The sequence below is a fragment of the Streptomyces sp. NPDC091682 genome (assembly GCF_044756625.1).
Taxonomy (GTDB): domain Bacteria; phylum Actinomycetota; class Actinomycetes; order Streptomycetales; family Streptomycetaceae; genus Streptomyces.
Window position 1 is genome coordinate 63,787 of sequence record NZ_JBIVTH010000002.1, and the last position, 24,004, is coordinate 87,790.

The following is a 24,004-nucleotide window of genomic DNA, read 5'->3' on the forward strand; positions in this document are numbered from 1 at the left end:
TTGGAGGTGAAGCGGGCGGCGGCGGACGGTGCCGGCGGTCAGGTTGGGGGGCCAGGCATGGGGTCCGTTGAATGTCTACACGCGGGGTCCGTTGTCGCGGCGGTGCGGGCCGGCAGGTGCCTCCTCCATGCCTTGGCTGGGCGCGCTTCTGATCTGGGTTGCGGAAGTTGGCGGTTCCTCATTGCCGTCATGGGTTGTACGCGGCGGCTCGTTCGTACCATCGCAGCGCTTCGTCGATCCGACCGCTGGCCGCGAGTACGGATGCGGCGTGGCTGAGTGCTTCGGTGTTGCCGGCGTGGGCTGCCCGTTCGTACCAGGCGAGTGCTTCTTCGGTTCTGTTCTGGCCGCTGAGCACGGTGGCTGCTTCGAGCCATGCCTGATGGTGTCCTGCCGCTGCTGCCCGCTCGAACCAGCTCAGCGCTTCATCGGTGCGGCCTTGGGCGTGGAGCAGGCGGGCGCCTGCGATCAGGGGGCTGTCGGTGGGGTTCGAAGCCGTGGGAGCGGGGGGCGTGATGGCATCGAGGCGGCCGTGGCGGTGCGCTGCGGCGATGAGGGTGTTCTGGTCGATGACGGCTGGTGTGTCGGTGAGTGCTTTCCAGACCGAGTCCGGCGGAGTGCCGGTTTCTCCGGTGAGCGTGTGGGCGAGGTAGTCGCTGAGTGTGTAGGCGTGTTCGTCGGTCCCGGTCACCGAGAGGCGTCGGCTGCGGTGCAGCATGCTCAGGCCGCCGGCCACGGGGGTGGTGGCGTGGGCGATGGCGGTCTGCGCCCAGTCGTCGGGAAGCAGGTCCCAGACGAGGGGGTCGAGGTAGTCGACGGCCGCCGCGAGCAGTACGTGCTGCGGCAGTGCGTGCACGGCGCCGAGGGCTCGGGCAGCGGCAGCGGCCTTGACGAGAGCCTGTGTAGCGGGCGGGGCCGTCTGGTAGCGGGAGTGGAGTTGGGGGCCGGCGGTCAGCATGGGCAGAACGCGGGTTTCGGTCAGTTGTGCGGCCTGCTTGAGAGGCTCGTCGCCGAGCTCGAGGGCGAGCTGGTGTTCTCGCTTCGTGAAATGTTCACGGACGGCGAGGAGAGCGGCTTGCTGCATGAGGGCCCTGGCGTGGGGTGCCGGGTCGGGCTCGGTGTGGGAGGGCGGGCTGGTGAACTCGTGGGCGTAGTGCGGCCATAGGGTGCCCAGGACCAGGAACGGGCCTCGCGAGGGGTCGCCGAGGATGGTGCGCAGTGTGGAGGTGAATCGTTCTCCTTGCGGTCCGTGGAGGGTGTGCTGGGCTTCGTCGAGCCAGATGACGGTGTGCGCGGGAAGGTGCTTCAGTTCGGTGAGGACGCTTTCGGGATCCGGTGCCGGCCAGGGGCTCCAGAGTCTCCAGGGCTGGGGCAGGAGGCGGACTGCTTCCCAGATCGCTCGGGTTTTACCGCTGGCGGACGGTCCCACCAGGAAGAGCACGGTGCTGCGGCCTGTCACGGCACGATCGATGTGGTCGTGGAGCTCCAGGTCGTGGGGGCGAGGGATGTAGGGCGTCAGGGGTGTGGCAGCACTGTTGGGGGCGGTGATGGGGTGGACGCCGAGTTCGTGGGGGTCGTAGTCGGTGATGGGACGGCCCGGCGTGGTGTGCGTGCGGGAGGCGACCCATAGTTCACGGACCGTTTTGAGCATGCTGGTGCGGTCCCAGGCCGCCATGTCGGCCAGGACAGATGCGATGGCTTCGGTGTCGGCCTGACCGATGGCTGTGTCGGTGGCGAGGCCGCGGCGGATGGTGTCCCGGGACGGGGCGCCGCGCAGATGGTCGTCCTCCAGGATCATGGCGGCGATCGTGTCCAGGGTCGGGGCGCCGGCCGCGAGGTAAGCAGCGTGGAGCAGTGCCTTGAGGTCTTTGAGGGGGCCGGGTGGGAGGTTGGGCCGGGAAAGGGTTCTAGGGCGCTTGATGCGTGGACCCGGTGCGGGGCGTACTGAAGCGGTGCGGTGGGCTGCGGGCGGGGCCGGGTCCGCGTTGGGGGTCGCCGTGCTCGCCGGGGTGGGGGCGGGTGTGGCCGGTCGGTGGGGGTAGGTGGTGGCGGGGGGCTGTAGTGCCCTGGTCCATGCCTCTTTCCAGGCGGGGATGTCGTGGTGCCGGTGCGCTCCGCCGTCCGCGGTGGTCAGGCACCGTGCGAGGAAGGCGATCACGGTGGAGAGGCTGGGCGGGCGTCGCCGGGTCAGCAGGCTGTGGGCGGTGGTGCGGGAGAGTGCGGGAAGCCGGCCGGTCGGGTCGCGCCGGCACAACTCGCGCAGGCTGGGAGCTCCGCTGGCCAGGTAGAGGTAATGCAGGCTGGTGTGCAGGTCCTCGACGGTGGTGATGTACGCGGGCGCGATGAAGCGTGTCGGGGCGTCGACGTGCTGGCGGGCTCGGGCTCGGCTTTGGCTGGCAGCACGCCACAGCTTATCCAGGTCGGTGAGGTCTTGCTCGGTGGCGTCGCAAGCGCGGGCGTAAGCGAGCACGGTCGACCAACGCGGCAGGCGGTCGCCGCGGTCGGCCCGGGCCAGTGTCGCGACGGAGTGCTCGCCGGACATGGCGTGGTAGGGCTTGCCGGCACGCTCGCGCAGCATCCGAAGACGCTGCGCGAGTGTGTTGACGGGGCCCCGGCCGGTCAGTGGCGTCTTGGGCCGTCCCACCGGTCAGCCGCGGCGCCGGTGGAACACGCCGGTCAGACGGCGAACGACTTCGACGGCGACGCCGGAGGCGATGACCAGAACGGCGATGATCGTCTCCATCGGCATGCCGTAGGCGGCCATGCCAACGGTCAGAGCCAGGATGATGGCGGCCAGGGACGCGGCCGTGGCGGGCAGATGCTGCTCGCTGCGCAGGTGAGTGTGAGGTTCCCGCGCATCACGTGATCGGGGCATGGTTCGACCTCCGGGTTGCTTCTCGCTTGTCGCTTCCACTCAATTGATCTGACTGGTCCGCGAGTTGCAGCTCGTGGGGCCAGCATGACGATGATGCCGCACACGCATGGTGCACTCCATCCTCCGCCCACACCGCAATTCGCCATTAACCGGTCGAACCGATTTCGCGTTGAGGCTGGCCAGAATACGTTTGACCTGATGAGGGGCTCTACAGAGCCTGCGCGCGCACAGGAAAGATTCATTGCGTCCCGCTCGGCAGGTCCACGTCAATATTTTGTTGCACCGATGTCCCGCGTGACGCCCTTCTAGACAAGGGCCATCGATGCAACAAATCATGCTGTAAATCGAGTTCAGGAGCCGCGGGGCGTATTGTTGCAGATCCGTCCCGCGCTCTTCTTGTCGCATCTCAGAAGGCAGCGGCAGTCAGCGCGGATCGTTGCGAAGCGACCTGCGGGCCCTCGCGGTCGCTTCCACTCAACACAAGGGCACGCGGACCGCTCTGTTGCAGCAGAGCCCCGCACCGAACGCGGCGGTCCGCCCCACGGGGCGGACCCGCCCGCGCCGGCCAAAGCATCGGAGCGGGCGGAATGGCGGTCCTCAGGCCGGCCGGGCTGTCAACGAAGGCTCTTTCAAAGGCGCTGCGGGAATTCGAGTACAACAGGTCCTCCAGCCCGGCACGGGCTGTGTCAATGGCATGGAGGGCCAGCTCCAGCCGCCCAAAAGACCGTCTGCCGCCGCTGCCCGTTCGAACTGGTTCACGACTCTTCTCGATGTGACCTTGCAAGCTTTGCAAGAGCTCTGCCGTAGCGGGCGCAGACCCGGGTAGACAGATCTGCAGGGCACAGAAGGGGGCGAAGCGCGGCATGGTTCTCGGGTTGATCATTTGCGCGGGTGCGCTGGCCGGGGTGGCATGGCAGCGGTACCACTATCCAGGAGGGTGGGCATACGCCTTCAGTCCGAGACACGCGGATGCCCGGAAGTCTTGGTGGGCTGCTCGGAGTGCGGCCCGCGCTTGGGCCCGCTCGGCAACTCAGGGCGAGGCACAGGCAAATGCTGTTGTCGACTCGGCCGAGAAGACTCGGGACGAGCGCCTCCGCCGGCTGGAACAGCGCATCGCCTCGCTGAGCAACCCTGGCCGTGGGGAGCGCGTCGATGCGCTCGGGGAGCTGGTTCTGTTCCGGCACGTTCTCCTGGTGCAGTCCCCCTCGGGGACGCGCTCCATCGCCTTGACCGGCATGGAGGTCCGCTTCGAGCTCGGGCAGAAGAACCACTCCGTCTACTGCACCGATGCTGACGGACACGTGTATCGGGCCAAGTACCCGCACCGCCCCTCTTCGCCCGAGGACGGCGAACAGCTCTTCGACGAGGACCAGGTGCGCGACTTCGCCGTGACAATCCAGAACACCATTGCGCAGGAGAACCTCTTCCGTGCCCGACTTCCGCTTCAGCTGAAGGAGGCGGAAAGCAAGCGGGAGGAGGTCCAGGCCGACACGAACGAACTGGACGCCGCTCGGGAACGTCTGCAGAAGCTCCGTCAGCGCAACCGCACTGACCCCCGGGGCGAGGCCGTTGAGACCCGGCTGGAAGAGGCTTCCCGGGACTGGGAAAGGCTCACCGGGCGGATTCCCCCGAAGTAGGGCCGACTGAGCAGGGGCACGGGCCCGACGATGGGCACCAGCGCTTCGGTCCAGCATTGATCCCCGCCGAAGTCGGGTCACGATCCCGCTTCATGTCCTTCCGTGATGCGGCGGCCTCCACCGCCGCGCACGACCACGGCCCGCTCCGACCTGCGATCTGATGCAGTGGTCGCGCGGACGAGCAGTTGCGAACTTATTGCCGGAGTTGTGGGCTCCACCACAGCCCTCACTCCCCCAACACTGCTGGAGTCGGGCAATGGCCTTCTTCCTATTGCTTCTCGTCCCGGCAGGTCTGATCCTCCCGTTCGTCTTCGCGGGACGGACTCTCGGTGTACTGGCCCGGGCCGGCGGGCCGCGGCGGGCCGACAGCCACGCCTGGCTGCGCACTGCCGGCTTCGCCCAGGCGGCGATCGCGTTGGGCGTGTACACCTGGGGACTGCTGCACGTCAGCAGCGCGGTCATGTCGGCCGAGGACGGTGGAACGAACTCGGTCCCCATCCGGCCGTGCCGTACCCAGGGTTGGGAGCAGCGGGCGGAGGAGATCTCCGGCTACCGGGTGGAGTACGTGCCGCTGCGGTTCGTGTGCGAGGCCGACGACGTCGGCGACTACCCCGTCGCCGTCCCCGGCTACGTCAACCCTGTCTTCTTCTTGTTCGGCCTCGGGACCGCCGTCTGCTTCACCGTCGCAGCCCTGGATTCCGACAGCAGCCGCGAGCAGGACGACACACGGTCCTAGTCTTCTGAGTCAGGAATTCTGTTCAGATGGCTGGCGAGGCGTTCGAGGATCTCGTCTGCGGTCTTGGTCCAGACGTAGGGTTGGGGTCGGTGTTCCATCACTTTCGGAACAGGGCCTAGCTCGGGCGGACCGCGGCCTCGATGTGGGCGAGTTGGGCGGCCAGGATCTCTTCGAACGCGGCACGGCGCTCCACCCCGAGGGGGCGGACATCGCGGGCGAAGTGTGCCAGGGCCGGGAAGCGTTCGGGGTCGGCGCCGAGTACCGCGACGCGGAACAGCTCCATGCCCTGTTCGTGCTCTTCAGGGGTGATGGTGCCGACTCCGGCCTCGGAGGCGATCAGCGCGGCGAGGAGGACCGCGAGCCGGTGGTAGCGCAGCGGGATCTCCTCGTCGGGCAGGCCCGACGCGCGCAGGGCCTGCAGCACCTCTTCCATGACCATCCGGGAACCAGTGCCGCTCGATGCATAGCGGCCCCAGACCGCGGCAAGCTGGGGCTGCCGCCCGAAGGCCTCCCTCACGCACAGGGCCAGGGACGTGATGCGCCGTTTCCAGTCACCCTCGGGGCGGTAGCCGTCCATCGCAGCCAGGAGGATCCGGTCGGCGACCGCACGCAGCAGCTCGGTCTTGCTGCGGAAGTGCCGGTAGAGGCTGGAGGAATCGGTCCCGAGGGACGCGGCCAGCTTGCGCACGCTGAACGAATCCGCGTCGCTCGTGCGCAGCAGCTCGGCCGCCGCATCCAGGATCTCTTCGGTTGACCAACGCCTTCGGCCTGTCATCTCGCTCCCCTCGCCGGACCTCATCCTATCTATGCACTTGGTGTTGCACGCACCGCGTGCATAATGAGGACATGAGCATGCCGGGCGGGCCGGCATGCCACTCGTGCCCTCTTGTCCGGGTCAGGCGACCGATGCGGAGCCCACCCCGGGGAATGCGAAAGGACGCATGACGTGAAGAACCCACTGGATTCCGCAGCGCTGAGCGCAGCCCTCGAAAACGTCCACCGAGCCGGAATGCCGGGCCTGTTCGCCGAGGTTCGTGACGGCGACCAGGTCTGGCGCGGTGCCGCCGGGGTCGCCGATGTCACCACCGGCCGTCCCGTCACCATCGACATGCGCCACCGCGTCGGCAGCATCACCAAGACCTTCACCGCCGCCGCGGTCCTGCAACAGGTCGAAAACGGTCGGATCGGTCTCGACGCACCGGTCGACCGATACCTTCCGGGGCTGATTCCCGGAGAACGCGGTGCCGCGATCACCGTCCGCATGCTGATCAACCACACGAGCGGCCTCGCCGAGTACCTCCCGTACGCCTACCCCTCCCTCAAGGCGCTCCCCAACCTCGCGGACACCGGGCCCCAGAGCCTGGACGACCACCGGCTCACCCGGTTCGACCCCATCGAACTGATCGAGATGGGGGTCACCGCACCCGCAGTCGGCACCCCGGGCGGCACTCCGGGGTTGTACTCCAACACCAACTACCTGCTCCTCGCCCAGCTCCTGGAACAGGTGACCGGCACGACGGCCGAGCAGTACATCACCCGGAACGTCATCGAGCGCGCCGGGCTCCGTGACACCGAACTCCCCACCGGACCGTACGTCGACGGGCCGCACTCGCAGCTCTACGAGGCGTGGTTCGGCATGATCGACCCGCCGCGGGACTACAGCGTCTACGACATGTCATGGGTCATCCCTGCGGGCTCCCTGATATCGACCGTCGCGGACCTCAACCGCTTCTACGGCATGCTGCTGGCCGGAGAGATCGTCAGCCCGTCGTCGCTGGCAGAGATGCAACGCACGGTCCCGGTCGTCTCCCAAGAGGGACGGACGATCGCCTACGGCCTCGGCCTGCACCCGATGGAGGGTCCCGGTCAGGGCGCCTTCTGGGGCCATGGCGGCACGGTCTGGGGTGGTGGAACGCTGGCCATGACCCGTGCCGACGGCAGGCGGCAGATGGCGGTCGCGGTCAACATGCAGAGGTGGAACAGGCTCGACTCCTCCGGCAGGCCGCAGCCCCATCCCATCGACGACGCGCTCGCGACCCTGTACCGCCTGGCGATGTACGGCTGACGAGGACCGGGCATCAGCCGAGGGCGTTCATCAGGATGATGGCCAGGAGGTCCAGGAGGATGACGGCGATGACGACGCCGATCATGAGCCAAGCCCTGCTCGATTCGTCCATGCCCACGAGTCACCTCCCGACCCGGGCGGGCCGCCGCGCGCGCTTGCGGGGACGGCACGCGGGGCTCGGCCACCTCCGGCCATCATGACCCGAATCCGGGCGGAGCACAGGTCGGGGGCCCGGCCCCCTCGGCCGGGACGCCCGCGGCAGGTCAGGCGACCCAGGTTCCGGTCATGCCGACGACCGCCGAGCCGTCCTGGTCGGCCAGCTTGGTCCCCGTGAAGTCACGGGCCCACTGCGAGGTCTGGATGCGGAAGGCGGGCCGGTCGGCGGTGAGCGCCTCCATGACGGCCTCGGCCGCGCCGGCCGGGGTCTGCGCGCCGTTCATGAACTGGCCGACCGTGCGCTCGACGTAGTGGCGCAGCGCGTCGGAGTACGGGCCGGCCGCGGCGATCCGGGCTTCGAGGTCGAGGCCGATGTTGTTCACGAACTCCGTCGCCACGGCGCCGGGCTCGATGACGGACACGCTCACGCCGACGGCGCCCGCGACGGGGGCCAGGCTCTCCATGTACCCCTCCACGGCGAACTTGGCGGCGCAGTAGGCCTCGTTGAAGGGCTGACCGATGACGCCGCCGACGCTGGTGACCGTGATCAGGCGGCCGCCGGTGGCCCGCAGGTGCGGCAGCGCGGCCTTGGAGACGTTCAGCACGCCGAAGAAGTTGACCTCCATGACCTCGCGGACGTCGGCGACGGATTCGAGCTCCAGGGTGCCCACGTGCCCGGCGCCCGCGTTGTTGACGACGGCGTCCAGCCGGCCGTAGTCGGCGATGACGCCCTCCACGGCGGCGGCGACGGAGGCCTCGTCGACGACGTCGAGCTGTCGGACGTCGAGTTCGACGCCCGCCTCGACGGCCGCCTTGCGCAGCGCGTCGGCGCGGCCGGTGTCGCGCAGGGTGGCGACGGTGCGCCAGCCGGCCCGGGCGGCGGCGATCGCGGCGGCCAGGCCGATGCCGGAGGAGGTGCCGGTGATCAGGACGGTGGGGGCGGAGGTCGCGGAGGCGGGGGCGGCGGTGGTCGACATGGCGGAGCCTTTCACAGCGGTGATTTATGTGCGTGCACACACACTATAAAATTATGTGCGTGCGCACGCAAGCTCTAGACTGCCGACATGCCGAAGAAGCTCACCGAATCCGAGATGCCGGCGGCCGACTACGCCTTCTACGGGCTGGTGTGGGCCGGGACGACCATGACCGATCGCGTCGACCGGGCCCTGGTCAAGGCCCACGACCTCCCGGTGTCCTGGTTCGAGGTCATGCTGTGGCTGGCCTCCAGCCCCGAGCCGGTGCCCGCCTCCGTCCTCGGCAACAGCACCCTGCTCAGTCGCAGCCAGGTCTCCCGCGTCGTGGACGCCCTGCAGACCAGAGGCCTGGTGACCCGCACGCCTTCGGCGCGCGACGCCCGGTCGGTGGAGGTCTCCCTCACCGAGGCGGGCCGTACGGTGTTCGCCGAGGCGGACGCCACCCGGCGCGAAGCCCTGGCACCGGTCTTCACCGAGCTCCTCGACGAGCGGGACCTGGAGGCGCTGGGCACCGTGTGGCGCAAGCTCAAGGCCGCGAAGGCGGCGCAGGCCGCACAGGCCGAGCAGGAGCGCGCCAAATAACCCCCCGAGCAGCGCCCCTCAGCCGGAGCGGCCGTCGGGCGTGAGGGTGGCGGCGGCCGCGAAGAGGCGGGCACAGCGCCGCGTCATGGCCTCCGGAGTCTGCTCCGGGTGCTTGACCCACCAGCGGACCAGGGTGGCGACCAGGTCCCGCCAGACGTACTTCAGCGCGTCGGCGTCCAGCGGATCGGTGGATCCGGACGCGCGCAGCAGTTCCGCGGTGCCGCCGGCGGCGAGCCGGTCGATGGCCGACCAGTACTCCGAGGCCCGGCGCGCGGCCTCACCGCCGGGCGGCAGGGTGGTGTCGTAGAGCACGAACCACGCCTCCCGCTGCCCCTCCAGGGCGACGAAGATGCCGTGGAGCACGCGCAGCGGCGTGTGCGGGGCGGCCCCGCCCTCCCTCATGGCCGCGCGGACGGTGTCCAGCAGCCGGTCCCCGACCGGGACCAGGCAAGCCACGTACAACTCTTCCTTGGTGCCGAAGTACTGGTGCAGCAGCGTCTTGGTCACCCCCACCCGCGCGGCGATCGCGGGGAGCGAGGCGGCCGCGTAGCCGTGCGTACCGAACTCCTCGGTGGCAGCCTCCAGCATCTGCCGGCGGCGGTGCTGCCGCGGGACTCCCTTGGTGCCGGCCTTCGAGGAATGCGAGGAGGGGGTTGCCATGGACGGATATTATCAGTAGGTAATTTACCGCTAGGTAAATTACCTCGACCCCTGGAGCGCCGCCATGGCCGGCACCATCCCGCAGCCCACGCAGCCCCCGTCCCGCACCCGCTCCTGGTGGGGCTGGGGCTGGACGGACGCGCATCCCGACGACGCGGAATGCACCGCGATCGGCGCCCTGCTCCCCGGCACCCTCAGCCGCCCGCTCCCCGTGCCGCGCGTCCGCGACCTGGCCGTCGCCGACCCCGCCGCCGAACCCCCGCGGAGCCTCGCCCACCTGGTCAGCACCGACCCCGCGGACCGTGCCGCGCACGCCATGGGGAAGGCTTACCGCGACGTGGTGCGCGCCCTGCGCGGACGCCCCGGCCGCATCCCCGACCTCGTCGCCCGCCCCACGGACGACCGGGGCGTGGCCGATCTGCTGGACTGGGCCGGTGAGCGGCAGGTCGCCGTCGTCCCCTACGGCGGAGGTTCCTCGGTCTCCGGGGGCGTCGAGTACCGCGGCGATGCCCACCGGGCCGTCCTGTCCCTGGACCTGACCGCCATGGGCCGCGTACTGGAGGTCGACACCGGGGGCCGGGCGGCGCGCATCCAGGCCGGCACGCTCGGGCCGAGCCTGGAGGACCAACTGCGACCGCACGGCCTCACCCTGCGGCACTTCCCGCAGAGCTTCGAGTTCTCCACGCTGGGCGGCTGGCTCGCGACCCGGGCCGGTGGCCACTACGCCACCGGTCGCACGCACATCGACGACTTCGTCCAGTCGCTGCGCGTCGTGACCCCGGCCGGCACCAGCAGCTCGTGGCGGCTGCCCGCCTCCGGGGCGGGCCCCTCTCCCGACCGCCTGTTCCTGGGCTCCGAAGGAGCCCTCGGCGTCATCACCGAGGCGTGGGTACGCCTCCAGGAACGCCCCCGCCACAAGGCGTCCGCCGCGGTCGCGTTCGCGGACTTCCAGGGTGCCCTCGGTGCGGTGCGCGCCCTCGCGCAGTGCGACCTCTCCCCCGCCAACTGCCGCTTGCTGGACCCCGGTGAGGCCGCACTGTCGGGCGCGGCGCACGACGGCAGCTCCGTACTGGTCCTGGGTTTCGAGTCGGCGGACGAACCGGTGGCCGCCCGGCTCGAACGGGCCGTCGCGCTGGCCCGTTCGCACGGCGGGCGGTACGAGGGAACGGGCGGGTCCGGCGGCCGGGAGGAAGGCCCGGACGGTGACGCGGCCGTGCGCGCCTGGCGCTCTGCGTTCCTGCGCATGCCCTACCTCCGCGACGGTCTGGCCCGGATGGGCGCGGTCGCGGAGACCTTCGAGACGGCGGCCACCTGGGACCGGATCCCGGGCCTGATCAACGAAGTGCGCAGGGAGGTCGGCGAGGCGGCGGTCAAGGCCACCGGATTCCCGGCGACCGTGAACTGCCGTCTGACCCACGTGTATCCGGACGGTGCGGCGCCGTACTTCACCGTGCTCGCCGCCGGTCGGGCCGGTGACGAGGTCGCCGTCTGGGACGACCTCAAGGCCGTGGCGGGCGAGGTCCTGCACCGGCACCGGGCCACCATCACGCACCACCACGCGGTCGGCCGGGACCACCGCCCGGGCTACGACCGCCAGCGCCCGGAGCCCTTCGCCCTCGCCCTGCGGGCCGCGAAGGGAGCCCTCGATCCGCGCGGCATCCTCAACCCCGGTGTGCTCGTGGACTGATCGGGGTCCGTGCGTGCGCCGGTCCCCCGGGCAGGTGCGCCGGGGACACCCCGAAGGGCCGGGTCCGTCGGACGACGGCTCCGGCCCTTCGGCCAGCGGTCGGTCACATGCGGTCGGTCAGACGCGGTCGGCCGCGATCAGGACGTACTGGAAGGAGCCGTCCTTGTAGGACTCGATGAACGCCTCCTCGATACCGGTGACCAGGGAGGACGTGGCCCGCAGCTCCCAGTAGGGCAGGGTCTCGGGGGTCAGGTCGATGACGGCCTGCGGCACGAGACGGTTGTCGGCCATCGCACGCAGGTACTCCCGGCGGGAGTGGATGTTGCACTCGAAGTGCGCGTTGATCTGGGAGACCCACTTCGAGGGCTGGCCGTACCGCGGGTTCCAGCAGCCGGTGATGGTCACGTACCGGCCGCCGACCTCGAGGACGCGCGAGTGCTCCGCGAAGAGGTCGTGCAGGTCGACGTACATGCTCGACTCGTTGTTCCACGAGCCCCTGGCCTGCCCGGTCTCGAACGGCGTGCTGAGCATGTTGCAGACCCGGGCCCGGACGTGGTCCCCGATGCCGAGTTCCTGGGCGCGCTGGTTGGCGAAGTCGGCCTGCTTGGCCGACAGGGTGACGCCCTCCACCTTGCATCCGAAGCGCTGGTGGGCCATGACCATCGAACCGCCGCGGCCGCAACCCGCGTCAACGAGGGTGTCATCGCGCCCGATGGGGCCGAGGTGCTCAAGGAGGAGTTCGGCCTGGGCCGACTCGAGGCGGTGGAGCTCGGCGATCAGCTTCTTCTCATATGCACTGTCCTCGGTGTCGCCGAGGGCGGCGTGGTCGATGTCGCCGATGCCGTAGTGGTGGTGGTAAAGGCCGTCGACGTCGCCGAGACGGAGGTTCACGGGCCTGGCCTCGTGGTCCCAGTAACGGGCGATGTCCCCCTGGTAGGGAGTCGCCGGGCCGGGGATGAACACGGAGGAGGTACCGGCTGCGGCGGTGAGATCGGTGCTAGTCATGAACAATTCCCATCTTTACCAGAAATCGGGCAGGCTGTAGCGATAGGTGTTGGTCTGGTGCCAGTAGTGGTTGCCGTCGACCCACACGGCCACCCCGCGCAGGAAGCGCTGGACGCTCGGGACGGGGCAGGCGAGGGCCAGTTCGGCGGCGGCGGCCTCGAAGTCGCGCATCAGGTCGTTGTGGACCTCTACGGCCTTCAGATAGGCGTCCTTCTCGGAGCAGGCCTCGCGTTCGGCGATCACCACCGGTAGGTTCAAATGCTTTCCGGGGGCGGCCAGTTCCTTGGTGTAGGAGTACAGATCGTTGACGATCGTGGTGGCGTTCCCGGCAAGCGCGATCACCCGTTGCATGGCGGGCTGCGCATGGAGGTCCGCCGGCAGTTCGTAGCCGCCGACGGAGTCGGTGATGGTGGGGCAGGGGCGGAAGTTGTTGAACTGGCGCATCGCCAGGTACTCCCACACCTCGGGGACGTACTCCGTCTGCGCCCAGGCTCCCTCGGCGAGGTAGCCCATGTGCAGCCGGGCCATGTCGTGCCGGAACCGATCGGCCTGTGAGGGGGTGGTGGCCCGGAGGAAGTACTCCATGGCGGAGCGGTAGGCGCGCCGGGGAGCGTCCGAGAGGAGCGACGCCTCCCAGTCCGGCGCGTACTCCTTCGTCGTGTGGACGGGGTCGAGAGCGGTGTGCGCCATCAGCAGCCGCCCGCCGAGGCCGACCGGCGAGCCGCCGTGGTCCTCGCAGTAGCAGTCGTCGACCGCGTTCTCGGCGACCATCAGCCGGGTGGCGAGCATCAGGTGCTCGATGCTGGGGGCGTCCGGATGGCAGGCGACCATGTAGCGCCCGACGGAGAAGCCGTCGAACTGGTCCTCCCAGTCCTCCGGGTAGAGCGACACCTCGTCCAGCGCCCAGGCCTTGATCCGGTGGCTGAGCTCCTCCACCCGCACCGGATCGGGCTCCGGCACCGGGTGGTAGTAGAGGCCCGGGATCGGGTTGCCCACCGCCGGCGCGGGCACGTCGGGCGCCCCGGCCGCTGCGGGCTCCTCGACCCGGGCCCAGTGCAGGCTGGCCGTGCCCAGACCGCTGGGCCCGCGCAGGATCCGTTCGAGGGCGGCACTCGGCTGCGGCGCGGCGGCCGCGGCCGCACCCTCGTCGGGTACGGGTACGGGTACGGGTGTCAGGACGGGCGGTCCCGCCGGCAGGGCGGGCGGGGCGGGCGAAAGAAGTGGAGGGGGCTCGACGGGCCCGGCGCCGACGGCGGGTTCGACGCCGACGGCGAGCGCGTGGGCGAGGACGTGGGCCCCGAAGGACGCCGCGGCGGCGGGCAGGCTCGACTGCAGAGGGGAAGGCCCAGGATCGGGCATCCGTAACTCCTTGGGGAAGTAAGTGGGTTGTCCCGGATCCCGGGCGTGCTCGGCGGGCCAGGACAGGCAGGGGTCCTGGCTGTCACGGCCGTCGGGCAGGTCCTCTTAGTCCCGCCTGCGGGCGATCTGTACGTTCTCCAGCACACCGAGCGCGTCGGGCACCAGGATGGCGGCGGAGAAGTAGGTGGTGACCAGGTAGGAGATGATCGCCTGCTCGCTGATCCCCATGAAGCGCACCGAGAGGCCCGGCTCGTACTCCTCCGGCAGGCCGGTCTGACGCAGACCGATGACGCCCTGGTTGTCCTCGCCGGTTCGCATGACGAGCACCGAGCTGGTGTTCTCCTTGCTGATCGGGATCTTGTTGCAGGGCAGGATCGGGACCCCGCGCCAGGCCGGGACCGACTGCCCGCCGACGTCGACGTGGTCCGGGTAGAGCCCGCGGGCGTTGAACTCGCGCCCGATCGCGGCGATCGTCCGTGGGTGGGCGAGGAAGAACTTGGAACCGCGGCGGCGGCAGAGCAGCTCGTCGAGGTCGTCCGGGGTCGGCGGGCCGGAGTGGGTCTGGATCCGCTGCTTGAAGGCCGCGTTGTGGAGCAGACCGAAGTCCCTGTTGTTGATCAGCTCGTGCTCCTGGCGCTCGCGCAGCGCCTCGATGGTGAGCCTGAGCTGTTCTTCGGTCTGGTTGTGCGGTCCGTTGTAGAGGTCGGCGACCCTGGTGTGGATCCGCAGCACGGTCTGCGCGATGGAGAGTTCGTATTCGCGGGGCTTGAGCTCGTAGTCGACGAAGGCGCCGGGCAGGTCCGCCTCACCGGTGTGGCCGGCGGACATCGCGATCTCGGCCTCGCCGTGCCGGTTCTGGCGCTGGTGCGGCAGCGAGCTGAACCGGTTGATGTGGTCCTGGAGTTGCGGCGCCGCGGCGAGCACGGAGGCGAAGTCGCCGCGGGAGAGGGTGAGCAGGATGCCGGGGGTCTCGGCGGTGGCCGTGTAGTCCCAGGTGGCGTCCGCGTCCAGCAGGGCGTTCTCACCGAACCGGTCGCCGTCGGCGAGTACGGCGACGGCGACGTCGTCGCCGTACTTGCCGACGGAGGTCTGGCTGATCCGGCCGTGGGCGATCAGGTGGATCTGGTCGGCGGGGGCACCGCGCTCGACGATCACCTCGCCGGCCCGGAAGTCGCGCTGGACGCACCGGCCGGCGATCGCGGTCAGCACCTCGTCGTCTTCGAAGCCGCGCAGCAGGGCCAGTTCGCCGAGCTCGCGCGGGATCACCCGGACGTTCGCGCCGTCCTGGACGAACTCGATGGTGCCGTCGCCCACGGTGTACGTTAGCCGGCGGTTGACCCGGTAGGTGCCGCCCTTGGTCTCCACCCAGGGGAGCATCCGCAGCAGCCAGCGGGAGGTGATCTCCTGCATCTGCGGGGCGGACTTGGTCGTGCTGGCGAGGTTGCGTGCAGCCGCCGTGCTCAGGCTGGACTGCCGCGGCGGCTCCAGCTGGGCTTCCGGGCTGGTGTCAACGGTCATCGGGCGAGCTCTCCTTCGTAAGGGTGGTGATCGGCGGATGCGCGCGTCACCAAAGAACGAGGAAAAAAGCGGGCGAATTATGCGGGAATCCGTCCAGATCCGGGGGAACACTAGCGGCCTGTACGCCCGTCTTGAGCCTGAAAACCGTTGGCATTAGCTCGATGCAGTGATCTCGCATCGAAGGTGGTTTGCCGGGGTTGTTGACGATATTCGGCCTTGTTTACGAACAAGGCCGAAAAGCGGCGCGGCAGTCACCTCGCAAGGCCACCCTCATCTGCTAGACCGCGTCCGCTCCGGCCGGGCCGGCCGCCACATCGCCGTCACCTCCAGCGGGCCCACCGTCAGGTGCCGCAGGACGGTGAAGCCGAAGCGGCGATAGAGCCGGACGTTCGCCTCGTCGGCGGTGGTGAGGAAGATGCCGTCGGGGGCGGGGGTCGCGGCGAGCAGGTGGCCGAGGAGCCGCCCTCCGGTGCCCCGACCGACCGCCTCGGGCTGCACGCCGATGAACTCGAGGGTCCAGGCGCCCGCCGGGATCCCGGACTCGGCCGCGTGCAGATAGCGCAGCGTCCGCGTCAAGGCGCGCGGACCGCAGCCCATCAGGGTGCGGGCCGCCCAGGCCGCCCGGGCCGCACCCGAGGGGACGGCGGCCGGCGGGGTGAGGACGGCGGCGGCGACGGGCCGTCCGGTGCCGTCGGTCAGCAGGTGGCGGCGGGCTCCGGGGAGCGTGGCGTGCGTACGCAGCGTGGCGCCGAACCATGCCCGCCGCACACGGTCCGATCCGCCGGCGATCCAGGTCATGGCGGGTTCACGGACGAAGGCCGCGGCGAGCACGGGCGCGCACCGCGCGGGGGGCGGGGCGTCGTCGCGGTGCAGGCGGTCCGACCCGGCGCCGGCACCGGTGTCGGGGCCCGCGTCCGGGCCGGGACCCGCGTCGGGCTCAGACATCGCGCCGCCGTTCCAGCGGTGCCTCCGGCACGAGGTGGCACACCAGGAGCTTCAGGAAGAAGAGCGGTGCGAACCAGGCGAGGGCGACGGGCACGGGCAGCCAGAACAGGTTGACCACGACGGCCGCGGAGTAACAGGCCATGGCCACCGGGCGCTTGAGATGGACGGGCATGAACTCCACGACCACGGCGGCGCAGAGCAGCAGCGCCGTGTTCCCCAGCGTCCAGCCGTGGCCCCCGCCAAGCACCAGCAGGCCCATCGCGGCGAGGTGGAGCACGTGCGCGCCGACGAAGAGCAGGCGGGCGCGCCGGGCCCCGGGGTCCTGGCGGTGGTACCAGCGCTTGGCGGAGTTCGTCGCGTTGGTGAGGATCCCCCCGAGCAGATCGAGACCGATCAGCACCACCACGGCCCACTGGAGGCCGTTCCAGTCACGGTGGATCCCCGACGACCACACACCGGCCGCGAGCAGCACCGCACACCCGCCGGCGCCGAGGATCTCCACCGTCGACTCGGAGCGGGACTTGCCCGGCCCCATGAACCGCTCCAGGCGACCCAGCGGCCCCGTGGAGGTGGGCGGTATCTCCCAGTGGATCTCCAGATCAGTGCGCACGCCGGGTCCCTCCGTCCGTGCCGCCGTTCCACAGCCCCCGCAGCAGGCTCCAGACCTGCCCGCTCCCCGACGCCGCGGCTTCCGTCGGCTCCGCCGCACGCAGTGCGGTGAGCGCCCATTCGTCGGCGGCCCGCATCACGGCCGCGGTCGCACCGGCCAGCAGCGCCGCGTCCACGTCCGTCCGGATGAATCCGAGGCGCTGTCCGTCCGCGACCACGGCTCCGAACCAGCCGAGCCAGACCTCGCCCCGAGCCCGACCGACAGCGGCGTCGGCGAGGGCCAGATCGTCCGGGTGGGCGCGCAAGTGGGTGACCAGGGCGTGCGATCCGGCCTCCAGCCGGGCCCAGAAGTCGGCCTCGTCGCGGGCCGGGGTCCATGGCCCGAGCACACCGAGGAGGCGATCGAGCACGTCGTCGAGGACGGCGGCGAGGAGGTCCTCCCGGCCGTCGAAGTACTGGTAGGCAGCGGTCTTTGAGAAGCCGGCCGCCTCAATGATCTTGTTGTACGAGGCGGACGCGGGACCGTGCTCGGCGAAGTGCGCGCGGGCGACGGCGAGGATCGCCGCCCTTCGCTCGGCCGGCAGGCGGTGGAATCGAGGGAGCGGAGTCATGTACTTACGGTACACACCATCGGTGTGTACTACCAGTACACCTCGCCGGGAGATCAGCGTCGAGGGGAACCGAATTGATCATGTTCGGCGTCTTCGAGGGCATATGACCGGCGAGGAAGAGGAGAACCTGACGTGAGGACACCGGACACATCGACGTCCCGACGCACCCTGCTGACCGTGGGAGCGGGGGTGGCCCTGGCCGCCGCACTGCCGGTGGGCACGGCCCGCGCCGCCTCACCGGTGGCGGGACTGCGCACGCTGGAACGCGAGTACGGGGCGCGGCTGGGGGTGTACGCGCTGGACACCGCCACCGGCCGGACCGTGGTCCACCGCGCCGACGAACCGTTCCCCATGTGCTCGGTGTTCAAGACGCTGGCGGCCGCGGCCGTGCTGCGGGACCTCGACCACGACGGCAGCCGCCTCGCCCAGCGCATCCACTACACGCTCCAGGACGTCACGGACGCGGGCGGCGGGTCGGTCACGGAGCGGCCCGAGAACATCGAGGACGGCCTGACCGTGGCGGAACTCTGCTCCGCCGCCATCGCCCAGAGCGACAACGCCGCCGCCAACCTGCTGCTGCGCGAGCTCGGCGGCCCCACCGCGATCACCCGCTTCTGCCGCTCGCTGGGCGACCGTACGACCCGGCTCGACCGGTGGGAGCCCGAGCTGAACACGGCCGAGCCGTGGCGGGAGACGGACACGACCAGCCCCCGCGCGATCGGCCGGACGTACGCCCGCCTCTCGCTCGGCGACGCGCTGGACCCCGGGGACCGGGAGCAGCTGAACGGCTGGCTACTGTCGAACACCACCAGCGGCGATCGACTCCGGGCCGGCCTGCCGAAGGACTGGGCCGTCGGGGACAAGACGGGCGCCGGTTCGTACGGGACCAACAACAACGTGGGCATCGCCTGGCCCCCGGGGCGCCCGCCCTTGGTCCTTTCCATCCTGTCGACCATGCCGGGGGCGACGGCGCCGCGCGACAACACGCTGATCGCCAGGACCGCGAAGCTGCTGGCGGACACGCTCGCCTGAGCCCTCGCGGCGGGGCTCCTCAGGATGAGGGCGCGTTCCTCGTGGAGAAGGTAGCGGGGGGGCGCGGGCGCACCCCGTCGCCGTGGTCCATCGCCGCCGCCGGCCCCCGGGGGCCGGACGCGACGGTCCGCGCCGTCAAGGAGCGGACGTGGCCACGGGGCGCCGGGGGGCGGAGATCACGAGGGCCGGTCTGGAACGCCGCCTCCCGCGCGCCGCTGCACGAGCGGCAGGCGCAGTCCGTCCAGGTTCAGGTCGAGGAGGCGTTCGGCCTGGGCCCGTTGCTCGGGGCCGGCCGAGGTGAGGGCGATGCCGGCGAGGGCGGCGAACATGTCGGTCGAGCTGATGTCGGACCTGATCGCACCCGCGGCGGTGCAGGCCTCCATGAGGGACGCGAGGGCGTCCTGGATCATCTGGCGGCTGTCGGCGTAGGGATTGGTACCCGCCGCAAGAACGGCGCGCATCGCGTCGGCCATGCCCATCTTGGCGGTGGCGTAGTCGATGAAGCGGCGCGTCCAGGCGCGCAGGGCCTCGTACGGCGGCAGGGTCTCCAGGAGCGTGGGGACGGAGTCGCACAGGCGCGCGACCTCGTTCCGGTAGGCCGCTTCGATCAGGGCTTCCCGGGAAGGGAAGTTGCGGTAGAGGGTGCCGGTGCCGACACCGGCTTCCTTGGCGATGCGTTCGAAGTGGGCCTCCAGCCCCTGCTCGGTGAACACGCGCACCGCGGCAGCCAGGATCTTGTCCCGGTTGCGCTGCGCATCGGCCCTCAGCGGGCGTCCTGCATCTGCGGCCATCAGCGGCTCCCTCGTTCCTCACTTGCTAAGTGGAGGAGCCTCCACTTAGTGTGGGCTGAAGTGGCGGCGCCTCCACTTTCACTCTAGGGCATGCCCTCGGCCTGCCCTTCCTCTTCTTCCTCTTCTTCCTCTTCTTCTTCCTCTTCCGAAGGGACGGCCCGTCATGTCGGGAACTGCGGACATCACGGCGATCGCGGGAACCACGGGAATTGCCGGAAAGGTCGTCGCCATCACCGGAGCCGGCAGCGGCATCGGCGAGGCGACCGCCCTCCTGCTCGCCGAGCGGGGCGCGAAGGTGGTCCTCGGCGCACGGCGCACCGAACGCCTCCAGGCGCTGGCCGCCCGGATCGAGCGGGCCGGTGGTGAAGCCGCTTGGATCCGTACGAACGTGACGCGGCGCGGCGAGGTGACCGGCCTCGTCGACCTGGCCCGAGAGCGGTACGGCAGGCTCGACGTACTGGTCAGCAATGCCGGGGTCGGACTCATCTCCCCGCTCGACGAACTGCGCGTCGAGGACTGGGAGGAGATGATCGACGTCAACCTCAAGGGCGTCCTCTACGGGATCGCCGCGGCGCTCCCCCTGTTCCGGGAGCAGGGCTCCGGACACTTCGTCAACATCGTGTCCACCGCCGGTCTGCGCGTCGTGCCGCTCCAGTCGGTGTACGCGGGCACCAAGAACGCCGTGCGCACGATCTCCGAGGGCCTGCGCCAGGAGGCCGGGGACAGCCTGCGCGTGACCGTCGTGTCGCCCGGCGCCGTCCGTACGGACTTCACGGAGCGCATGGGGCCGGAGGCCCGGGCCCGGATCGACCGGATGATGGAGACCGCGCTGTCGCCGGACGCGGTGGCCCGCGCCATCGCCTTCGCCGTCGAGCAGCCGGACGGTGTCGACGTGGGCGACATCGTCGTGCGCCCCACCGCGCAGGCCTGAGGGCGGTGGGGGGACCGGCCCCGGCCGTGGCGGGCCGTGCCGGTCCCCGGGGGCCCTGTTCCTACGGGGCCATCTCGTACGTGCCGGACAGCGCCTCGACCCGCGCCCAGACGCGCGCCGCCCGCTCCTCGTCGACGACCGGACGCCGGACCGCGCCCAGCGCCCATTCCTGCTGGGCCGCCGTCGCGGAGTCCTTGCCGTACAGCTCGACCGCGTGGCCGGAGAAGTCGCGCACCAGGACGGAGAACAGCTCGTCGAGCACCGACCCGTCCAGGTCCGTCAGGCGGGCCTGCTCCAGGATCAGCTGTCCGTACACGACCAGCGCGAACAGCTGGCCCACGGAGAGGAGGAAGTCGAGGTCGCGGCTCTGCTCCTCGTCCGGAGCGACGGTGGCCACGAACGCGCAGAGCGCGTCGGCCTGCTCGCGGAACCGGGCCACGTTCGGCACGTCGGCGTACGCGTCGTAGGCGGTCCGCCAGTCGTGGAACCGTACGGAGCCCAGGCCGCGGGCCGGCCCCTGCTGGAAGAGGAAGGCGTCGTCGGCCGCGTCGAGCCGGGTCGGCACGGCCGGGTACTCGGCCGGGTTCAGCAGGTGGTTGCGCATGAACTTGAGGATCAGGGCGAGGTTGACGTGGACCGTGCCCTCCAGCTTGGGCAGTCCGCGGATCTCGATGGCCGCCTGCGCGAAGTAGTTGTCCTTCTCGAAGCCCTTGGCGGCGATGACGTCCCACATCAGGTCGATGACCTTCTCGCCCTCCGTGGTCACCTTCATCTTCGTCATCGGGTTGAAGAGCAGGTATCGGCGGTCGTCCGGGCCGGCGGAACGGAAGTAGTCGACGGCGCGGTCGCTGAAGAGCTTCATCCCGACCAGGCGGACGTACGCGTCGGCCAGCTCCCGGCGCACGTGCGGGAAGGCGGTGACGGGGCGACCGTAGAGGACCCGGTTGTGCGCGTGGGTCACGGCCTCGTACATCGCGTGCTCGCAGATGCCGATGGAGGCGGTGCACAGGTTGAACTTGCCGACGTTGACGGTGTTCAGGGCGGCGTCGAAGGCGGCCTTGCCGGTGTGCAGGACGTCCTCGGCGCGGACCGGATAGTCCTCGAGGCGGAACTCGCTGACGTACTTGGAGGAGTCGACGACGTTCTTCACCAGGTGGTACGCGGGGTGGCGGCTGTCGGCCGCGAAGAAGACGTAGCCGTCGGGGCCCTCTATGTCGGTGCGGCGGCCGAAGACGGAGACGAGGCCGGCGGCGTTTCCGTTGCCGATGTAGTACTTGGACCCGCTCGCGCGGAATCCGGCGGCACCGGCTTCGTCGACGTACGGCCGCAGCAGCATGTCGGTGGAGTAGATGTCGGCGCCGTGGGTCTTCTCGGACAGGCCGAAGGCGAACACCTCGCCCTCGGCGAGGAGCTGCGCGGCGCGGGCGCGGGCGTCGGCGTTGTCGCTCTGCCAGACCGGACCGAGGCCGAGGATGGTGACCTGCCAGGCGTACCAGTAGTCGAGGCCGTAGAAGCCGAAGATCTCGTTCAGGGCGGCGATCCGCGCCGTGTCCCAGCGCTGGTCGGACTCCCCCTCGCCGGCCTCGGTGGCCGGGGTCAGGAAGGTCGCGAAGAGGCCCTCCTTCGCGGAGAAGGCGAGGAAGTCGGCGAGCCAGGCGCGGGAACGGTAGTCCTCGATCAGCCGGCGCTTGCCGCGGCTCTCGAACCAGTCGACGGTGGCGCGCAGCAGCCTGCGGGTCTCGGGGTCGAAGTGCGCCGGGTCGTACGTGTGCGGGTTGAAGAGCAGGGCGTCTGCCATGGAGGTTCACCTTCCGAGGGGTTGACAGAGGAGGGGAGGGGATGGGGCGACTGCAGGGGGGGTGGCGCCGTGCGGCGGTTTCGCGGGCGGTACGGCCGCCGCGGCGCGACGGGATTCAGGCGGTTGCGGTCGGCGGGGCCCCGCCGAGCCGGTGGAGGGTGGCGAGGACGTCGTCGAGCCAGGCGATCGTCATCCGCTCGAACGCGATGCCGCCGCGCAGCACGACGTGCTGGAGCTCCTGACCGGCGTCGAGCGGTGCGGGGGCGTCCGGCCCGGTGAAGTCGCGCAGTTCACCAGCGAGGTAGCGGGCCAGCCGGTCGCTGTGTGCCCGGTGGTGCCGCTCCACCTCGTGGATCAGTGCGGCCGGGTCGTCGAAGGCCGCGCCGCGGATCTTGACGGCGAGGTCGTGGCGGAGGCTCTCGGGCTCGATCGGCTCGTGCAGCCACTCGGCGAGGGCGGTGCGGCCGGGACCGGCGACGGAGTACTCCTTCTTGTCCGGCCGGCCCTGCTGCGGGACCGCGCGGACGGCGAGCAGCCCGTTGCCCTCCATGCGCGCCAGGACCCGGTAGATCTGCTGGTGGGTGGCGGTCCAGAAGTAGCCGATGGACCGGTCGAAACGACGGGCCAGCTCGTAGCCGGAGCCCGGCTTCTCCAGCAGGGAGACGAGGATCGCGTGGTCGAGCGCCATGCCCCGATCTTTCTATGCAACTCGTTGCATAGACAAGCGGCAGGAGTCAGGTGAGACGCGGCTCACCCGGGCGCGGGGTGCGCCGCCAGGTGCCGCCGGATGACGCCAGGTGCCGGCGGATGCCGCCGGCTCACTCGGCGGCGAGCCGTGCGCCGGTCCAGACGAGCGCCGGCGGAATCTCCCGCAGCCAGGTGTTGAAGCTGTGGCCACCGCTGTCGAGGATGATCGACGAGACGTGGGCGGGTGCCTTCACCTTGCGGATGAACTCCTGCGTCTCGCCGTAGTTCGGCTCGCCCCGCAGCGAGGAGGTCACGAGGAACGACGAGTTTCCCTGCGGCAGGTGGTCCAGGTGCCAGAGCAGATCGGACCTCTTCTCCTCGTCCTTGTTCCCCTTGAACAGGTCACCGGAGTACTTGTCGATCTCGGGCCGGTACTCCGCCGACAGGCCCACGCCGACCGCGTACGCCTCCGGGTGCTGCACCGCCATCTTCAGGGCGCAGTAGCCCCCGGTGGAGTCGCCGATGACCCCCCAGCTCCGCGGCGACGTGCCCACGCGGTACGTGCCGGAGACCGCCTTGACGACGTCCGCGCCGAAGAAGGCCTCGCTCTGCGGACCCCCGGGAACGTCGACGCACTGGGTGTTGGGCGCGGCGATGGTGGGTCGCATCATCACCAGGATCATCGGCTGCATGCGCTTCTGCTTCGCCAGGCTCCACGCCAGCCTCGGGTAGTGCAGCTTCTTGATGAGGTTCTCGGCCATGCCCGGGTAGCCCGTGAGGACGACGGCGGCCGGGAACCTGCGCCGCTCGTCGCTCTTGTCGAAGTACTCCGGCGGCAGGTACACGTACGCCTCGGCGGCGGCCCGGGACCGCTCACCGTGGATCACCACCTTCTCGATCACCCCACCCACCTGCGGGTTCCGGCCGCCGGGCACTTCCGGAGCCTGCCTGCCCAGCACCTCTACGGCAGCGCCTCCCGGGACGGCCGGGGCGTGCTGCTTCGTACCGGCGAGGTCGGCCCAGGAGTCGTAGAGGAGGAAGGTGCGGTTGGCGGCGGCACCGACCGAGGCCAGGACCGACAGCTGCACGAGGACGAGCAGCCCGACGCGCGCCAGCACCCGCCGGGCGCCCGGGCGTCCGAGCCGGGGCCACAGCCATACCGTGAGGGCGAACAGCAGCGCCGTGCACAATGCGACGCTCGCCATGAGCGTGCCACTCGTCAGACCCATGAATCAGTGAACCCTCTGCACAGTCCCGTCCGGACGCTCGGGCCCGGAGCGCTACCAGCAGGTGGCGCACCAGGCAAGAGGGGCGGAGCGGGCCCCGCGTTCCCTCGTGGAAGGGGCGGT

22 protein-coding genes are annotated in these 24,004 nt (G+C 70.4%); 7 read left to right on the plus strand and 15 right to left on the minus strand.

Annotated features, from left to right (window positions below):
- Window positions 1-187: 187 nt before the first annotated feature.
- Window positions 188-2,575: a hypothetical protein gene (locus ACIQK6_RS04695; protein WP_402694317.1), complete on the minus strand. Its 2,388-nt coding sequence runs from the start codon at window positions 2,573-2,575 to the stop codon at window positions 188-190.
- A gap of 69 nt (window positions 2,576-2,644) precedes the next feature.
- A complete protein-coding gene (locus ACIQK6_RS04700; protein ID WP_402694318.1) occupies window positions 2,645-2,872 on the minus strand; it encodes a hypothetical protein in 228 nt (75 codons plus the stop codon).
- A gap of 1,193 nt (window positions 2,873-4,065) precedes the next feature.
- Here ACIQK6_RS04700 and ACIQK6_RS04705 point away from each other — a divergent pair.
- A complete protein-coding gene (locus ACIQK6_RS04705; RefSeq protein WP_402694319.1) occupies window positions 4,066-4,509 on the plus strand; it encodes a hypothetical protein in 444 nt (147 codons plus the stop codon).
- Between the two features lie 256 nt (window positions 4,510-4,765).
- On the plus strand, window positions 4,766-5,245 hold the full coding sequence (locus ACIQK6_RS04710) for a hypothetical protein (RefSeq protein WP_329095645.1): 480 nt from the start codon (window positions 4,766-4,768) through the stop codon (window positions 5,243-5,245).
- A gap of 115 nt (window positions 5,246-5,360) precedes the next feature.
- Here the strand turns inward: ACIQK6_RS04710 and ACIQK6_RS04715 are convergent, their stop codons facing one another.
- Entirely contained in the window at window positions 5,361-6,020 is a 660-nt protein-coding gene (locus ACIQK6_RS04715; protein WP_329095647.1) for a helix-turn-helix domain-containing protein, read from the minus strand.
- A gap of 171 nt (window positions 6,021-6,191) precedes the next feature.
- Between ACIQK6_RS04715 and ACIQK6_RS04720 the strand changes: the two genes are divergently transcribed.
- Window positions 6,192-7,310 carry a serine hydrolase domain-containing protein gene (locus ACIQK6_RS04720; RefSeq protein WP_329095649.1) on the plus strand — a complete coding sequence of 373 codons (1,119 nt, stop codon included), beginning with the start codon at window positions 6,192-6,194 and terminating at the stop codon, window positions 7,308-7,310.
- A 263-nt stretch (window positions 7,311-7,573) separates the two neighbouring features.
- On the opposite strand, the gene ACIQK6_RS04725 is transcribed toward ACIQK6_RS04720, so the two are convergent.
- Window positions 7,574-8,443, minus strand: coding sequence for an SDR family NAD(P)-dependent oxidoreductase (locus tag ACIQK6_RS04725; protein ID WP_329095650.1), 870 nt, complete (start codon window positions 8,441-8,443; stop codon window positions 7,574-7,576).
- 87 nt (window positions 8,444-8,530) lie between these two features.
- On the opposite strand from ACIQK6_RS04725, the gene ACIQK6_RS04730 reads away from it, so the two are divergent.
- Entirely contained in the window at window positions 8,531-9,022 is a 492-nt protein-coding gene (locus tag ACIQK6_RS04730) for a MarR family transcriptional regulator (protein ID WP_329095651.1), read from the plus strand.
- Between the two features lie 18 nt (window positions 9,023-9,040).
- Here the strand turns inward: ACIQK6_RS04730 and ACIQK6_RS04735 are convergent, their stop codons facing one another.
- The gene (locus tag ACIQK6_RS04735; RefSeq protein WP_402694320.1) at window positions 9,041-9,682 is read right to left on the minus strand and encodes a TetR/AcrR family transcriptional regulator; all 642 of its coding nucleotides are present in this window, start codon (window positions 9,680-9,682) and stop codon (window positions 9,041-9,043) included.
- Window positions 9,683-9,746: 64 nt separating this feature from the next.
- Between ACIQK6_RS04735 and ACIQK6_RS04740 the strand changes: the two genes are divergently transcribed.
- Complete coding sequence (locus ACIQK6_RS04740) at window positions 9,747-11,369, plus strand: FAD-binding oxidoreductase (protein ID WP_329095654.1); 1,623 nt, start codon at window positions 9,747-9,749, stop codon at window positions 11,367-11,369.
- A gap of 117 nt (window positions 11,370-11,486) precedes the next feature.
- Here the strand turns inward: ACIQK6_RS04740 and ACIQK6_RS04745 are convergent, their stop codons facing one another.
- The 6 genes from ACIQK6_RS04745 to ACIQK6_RS04770 form a co-directional block, all read right to left on the minus strand.
- Window positions 11,487-12,374, minus strand: coding sequence for a geranyl diphosphate 2-C-methyltransferase (locus ACIQK6_RS04745; protein WP_329095655.1), 888 nt, complete (start codon window positions 12,372-12,374; stop codon window positions 11,487-11,489).
- Between the two features lie 15 nt (window positions 12,375-12,389).
- A complete protein-coding gene (locus tag ACIQK6_RS04750; RefSeq protein ID WP_329095657.1) occupies window positions 12,390-13,733 on the minus strand; it encodes a family 2 encapsulin nanocompartment cargo protein terpene cyclase in 1,344 nt (447 codons plus the stop codon).
- A 105-nt stretch (window positions 13,734-13,838) separates the two neighbouring features.
- Complete coding sequence (locus ACIQK6_RS04755) at window positions 13,839-15,251, minus strand: family 2B encapsulin nanocompartment shell protein (protein WP_189744237.1); 1,413 nt, start codon at window positions 15,249-15,251, stop codon at window positions 13,839-13,841.
- A 270-nt stretch (window positions 15,252-15,521) separates the two neighbouring features.
- A complete protein-coding gene (locus tag ACIQK6_RS04760; RefSeq protein WP_329095659.1) occupies window positions 15,522-16,196 on the minus strand; it encodes a GNAT family N-acetyltransferase in 675 nt (224 codons plus the stop codon).
- A complete protein-coding gene (locus tag ACIQK6_RS04765) occupies window positions 16,189-16,806 on the minus strand; it encodes a hypothetical protein (protein WP_329095661.1) in 618 nt (205 codons plus the stop codon). Before ACIQK6_RS04765 ends, ACIQK6_RS04760 begins: the two co-directional genes overlap by 8 nt.
- Complete coding sequence (locus ACIQK6_RS04770; RefSeq protein ID WP_329095664.1) at window positions 16,796-17,416, minus strand: TetR/AcrR family transcriptional regulator; 621 nt, start codon at window positions 17,414-17,416, stop codon at window positions 16,796-16,798. Before ACIQK6_RS04770 ends, ACIQK6_RS04765 begins: the two co-directional genes overlap by 11 nt.
- Window positions 17,417-17,548: 132 nt before the next feature.
- On the opposite strand from ACIQK6_RS04770, the gene bla reads away from it, so the two are divergent.
- Complete coding sequence (gene bla, locus ACIQK6_RS04775) at window positions 17,549-18,448, plus strand: class A beta-lactamase (protein WP_402694321.1); 900 nt, start codon at window positions 17,549-17,551, stop codon at window positions 18,446-18,448.
- Between the two features lie 176 nt (window positions 18,449-18,624).
- Here the strand turns inward: bla and ACIQK6_RS04780 are convergent, their stop codons facing one another.
- Window positions 18,625-19,239, minus strand: a complete 615-nt coding sequence (locus ACIQK6_RS04780; RefSeq protein ID WP_329095668.1) for a helix-turn-helix domain-containing protein — start codon at window positions 19,237-19,239, stop codon at window positions 18,625-18,627.
- Window positions 19,240-19,402: 163 nt separating this feature from the next.
- On the opposite strand from ACIQK6_RS04780, the gene ACIQK6_RS04785 reads away from it, so the two are divergent.
- A complete protein-coding gene (locus ACIQK6_RS04785; RefSeq protein WP_402694322.1) occupies window positions 19,403-20,170 on the plus strand; it encodes an SDR family oxidoreductase in 768 nt (255 codons plus the stop codon).
- Between the two features lie 61 nt (window positions 20,171-20,231).
- Here the strand turns inward: ACIQK6_RS04785 and ACIQK6_RS04790 are convergent, their stop codons facing one another.
- From ACIQK6_RS04790 to ACIQK6_RS04800, 3 genes are all read right to left on the minus strand, one after another.
- Window positions 20,232-21,968, minus strand: a complete 1,737-nt coding sequence (locus ACIQK6_RS04790) for an acyl-CoA dehydrogenase family protein (RefSeq protein WP_329095672.1) — start codon at window positions 21,966-21,968, stop codon at window positions 20,232-20,234.
- 115 nt (window positions 21,969-22,083) lie between these two features.
- Window positions 22,084-22,656: a PadR family transcriptional regulator gene (locus ACIQK6_RS04795; protein WP_329095674.1), complete on the minus strand. Its 573-nt coding sequence runs from the start codon at window positions 22,654-22,656 to the stop codon at window positions 22,084-22,086.
- A gap of 130 nt (window positions 22,657-22,786) precedes the next feature.
- Entirely contained in the window at window positions 22,787-23,884 is a 1,098-nt protein-coding gene (locus tag ACIQK6_RS04800; RefSeq protein ID WP_329095676.1) for an alpha/beta hydrolase-fold protein, read from the minus strand.
- Between the last annotated feature and the right edge of the window lie 120 nt (window positions 23,885-24,004).

Bases quoted from the DNA above. Each gene is read 5' to 3' on its own strand.
- ACIQK6_RS04790 (WP_329095672.1), bottom strand. From the start codon at position 21,968: ATGGCAGACGCCCTGCTCTTCAACCCGCACACGTACGACCCGGCGCAC.
- ACIQK6_RS04755 (WP_189744237.1), bottom strand. From the start codon at position 15,251: ATGACCGTTGACACCAGCCCGGAAGCCCAGCTGGAGCCGCCGCGGCAG.
- ACIQK6_RS04800 (WP_329095676.1), bottom strand. From the start codon at position 23,884: ATGGGTCTGACGAGTGGCACGCTCATGGCGAGCGTCGCATTGTGCACG.
- ACIQK6_RS04740 (WP_329095654.1), top strand. From the start codon at position 9,747: ATGGCCGGCACCATCCCGCAGCCCACGCAGCCCCCGTCCCGCACCCGC.
- ACIQK6_RS04730 (WP_329095651.1), top strand. From the start codon at position 8,531: ATGCCGAAGAAGCTCACCGAATCCGAGATGCCGGCGGCCGACTACGCC.
- ACIQK6_RS04750 (WP_329095657.1), bottom strand. From the start codon at position 13,733: ATGCCCGATCCTGGGCCTTCCCCTCTGCAGTCGAGCCTGCCCGCCGCC.
- ACIQK6_RS04725 (WP_329095650.1), bottom strand. From the start codon at position 8,443: ATGTCGACCACCGCCGCCCCCGCCTCCGCGACCTCCGCCCCCACCGTC.
- ACIQK6_RS04760 (WP_329095659.1), bottom strand. From the start codon at position 16,196: ATGTCTGAGCCCGACGCGGGTCCCGGCCCGGACGCGGGCCCCGACACC.
- ACIQK6_RS04780 (WP_329095668.1), bottom strand. From the start codon at position 19,239: ATGGCCGCAGATGCAGGACGCCCGCTGAGGGCCGATGCGCAGCGCAAC.
- ACIQK6_RS04745 (WP_329095655.1), bottom strand. From the start codon at position 12,374: ATGACTAGCACCGATCTCACCGCCGCAGCCGGTACCTCCTCCGTGTTC.
- ACIQK6_RS04735 (WP_402694320.1), bottom strand. From the start codon at position 9,682: ATGGCAACCCCCTCCTCGCATTCCTCGAAGGCCGGCACCAAGGGAGTC.
- ACIQK6_RS04795 (WP_329095674.1), bottom strand. From the start codon at position 22,656: ATGGCGCTCGACCACGCGATCCTCGTCTCCCTGCTGGAGAAGCCGGGC.
- ACIQK6_RS04700 (WP_402694318.1), bottom strand. From the start codon at position 2,872: ATGCCCCGATCACGTGATGCGCGGGAACCTCACACTCACCTGCGCAGC.
- ACIQK6_RS04770 (WP_329095664.1), bottom strand. From the start codon at position 17,416: ATGACTCCGCTCCCTCGATTCCACCGCCTGCCGGCCGAGCGAAGGGCG.
- ACIQK6_RS04695 (WP_402694317.1), bottom strand. From the start codon at position 2,575: ATGCTGCGCGAGCGTGCCGGCAAGCCCTACCACGCCATGTCCGGCGAG.
- ACIQK6_RS04785 (WP_402694322.1), top strand. From the start codon at position 19,403: ATGTCGGGAACTGCGGACATCACGGCGATCGCGGGAACCACGGGAATT.
- ACIQK6_RS04710 (WP_329095645.1), top strand. From the start codon at position 4,766: ATGGCCTTCTTCCTATTGCTTCTCGTCCCGGCAGGTCTGATCCTCCCG.
- ACIQK6_RS04715 (WP_329095647.1), bottom strand. From the start codon at position 6,020: ATGACAGGCCGAAGGCGTTGGTCAACCGAAGAGATCCTGGATGCGGCG.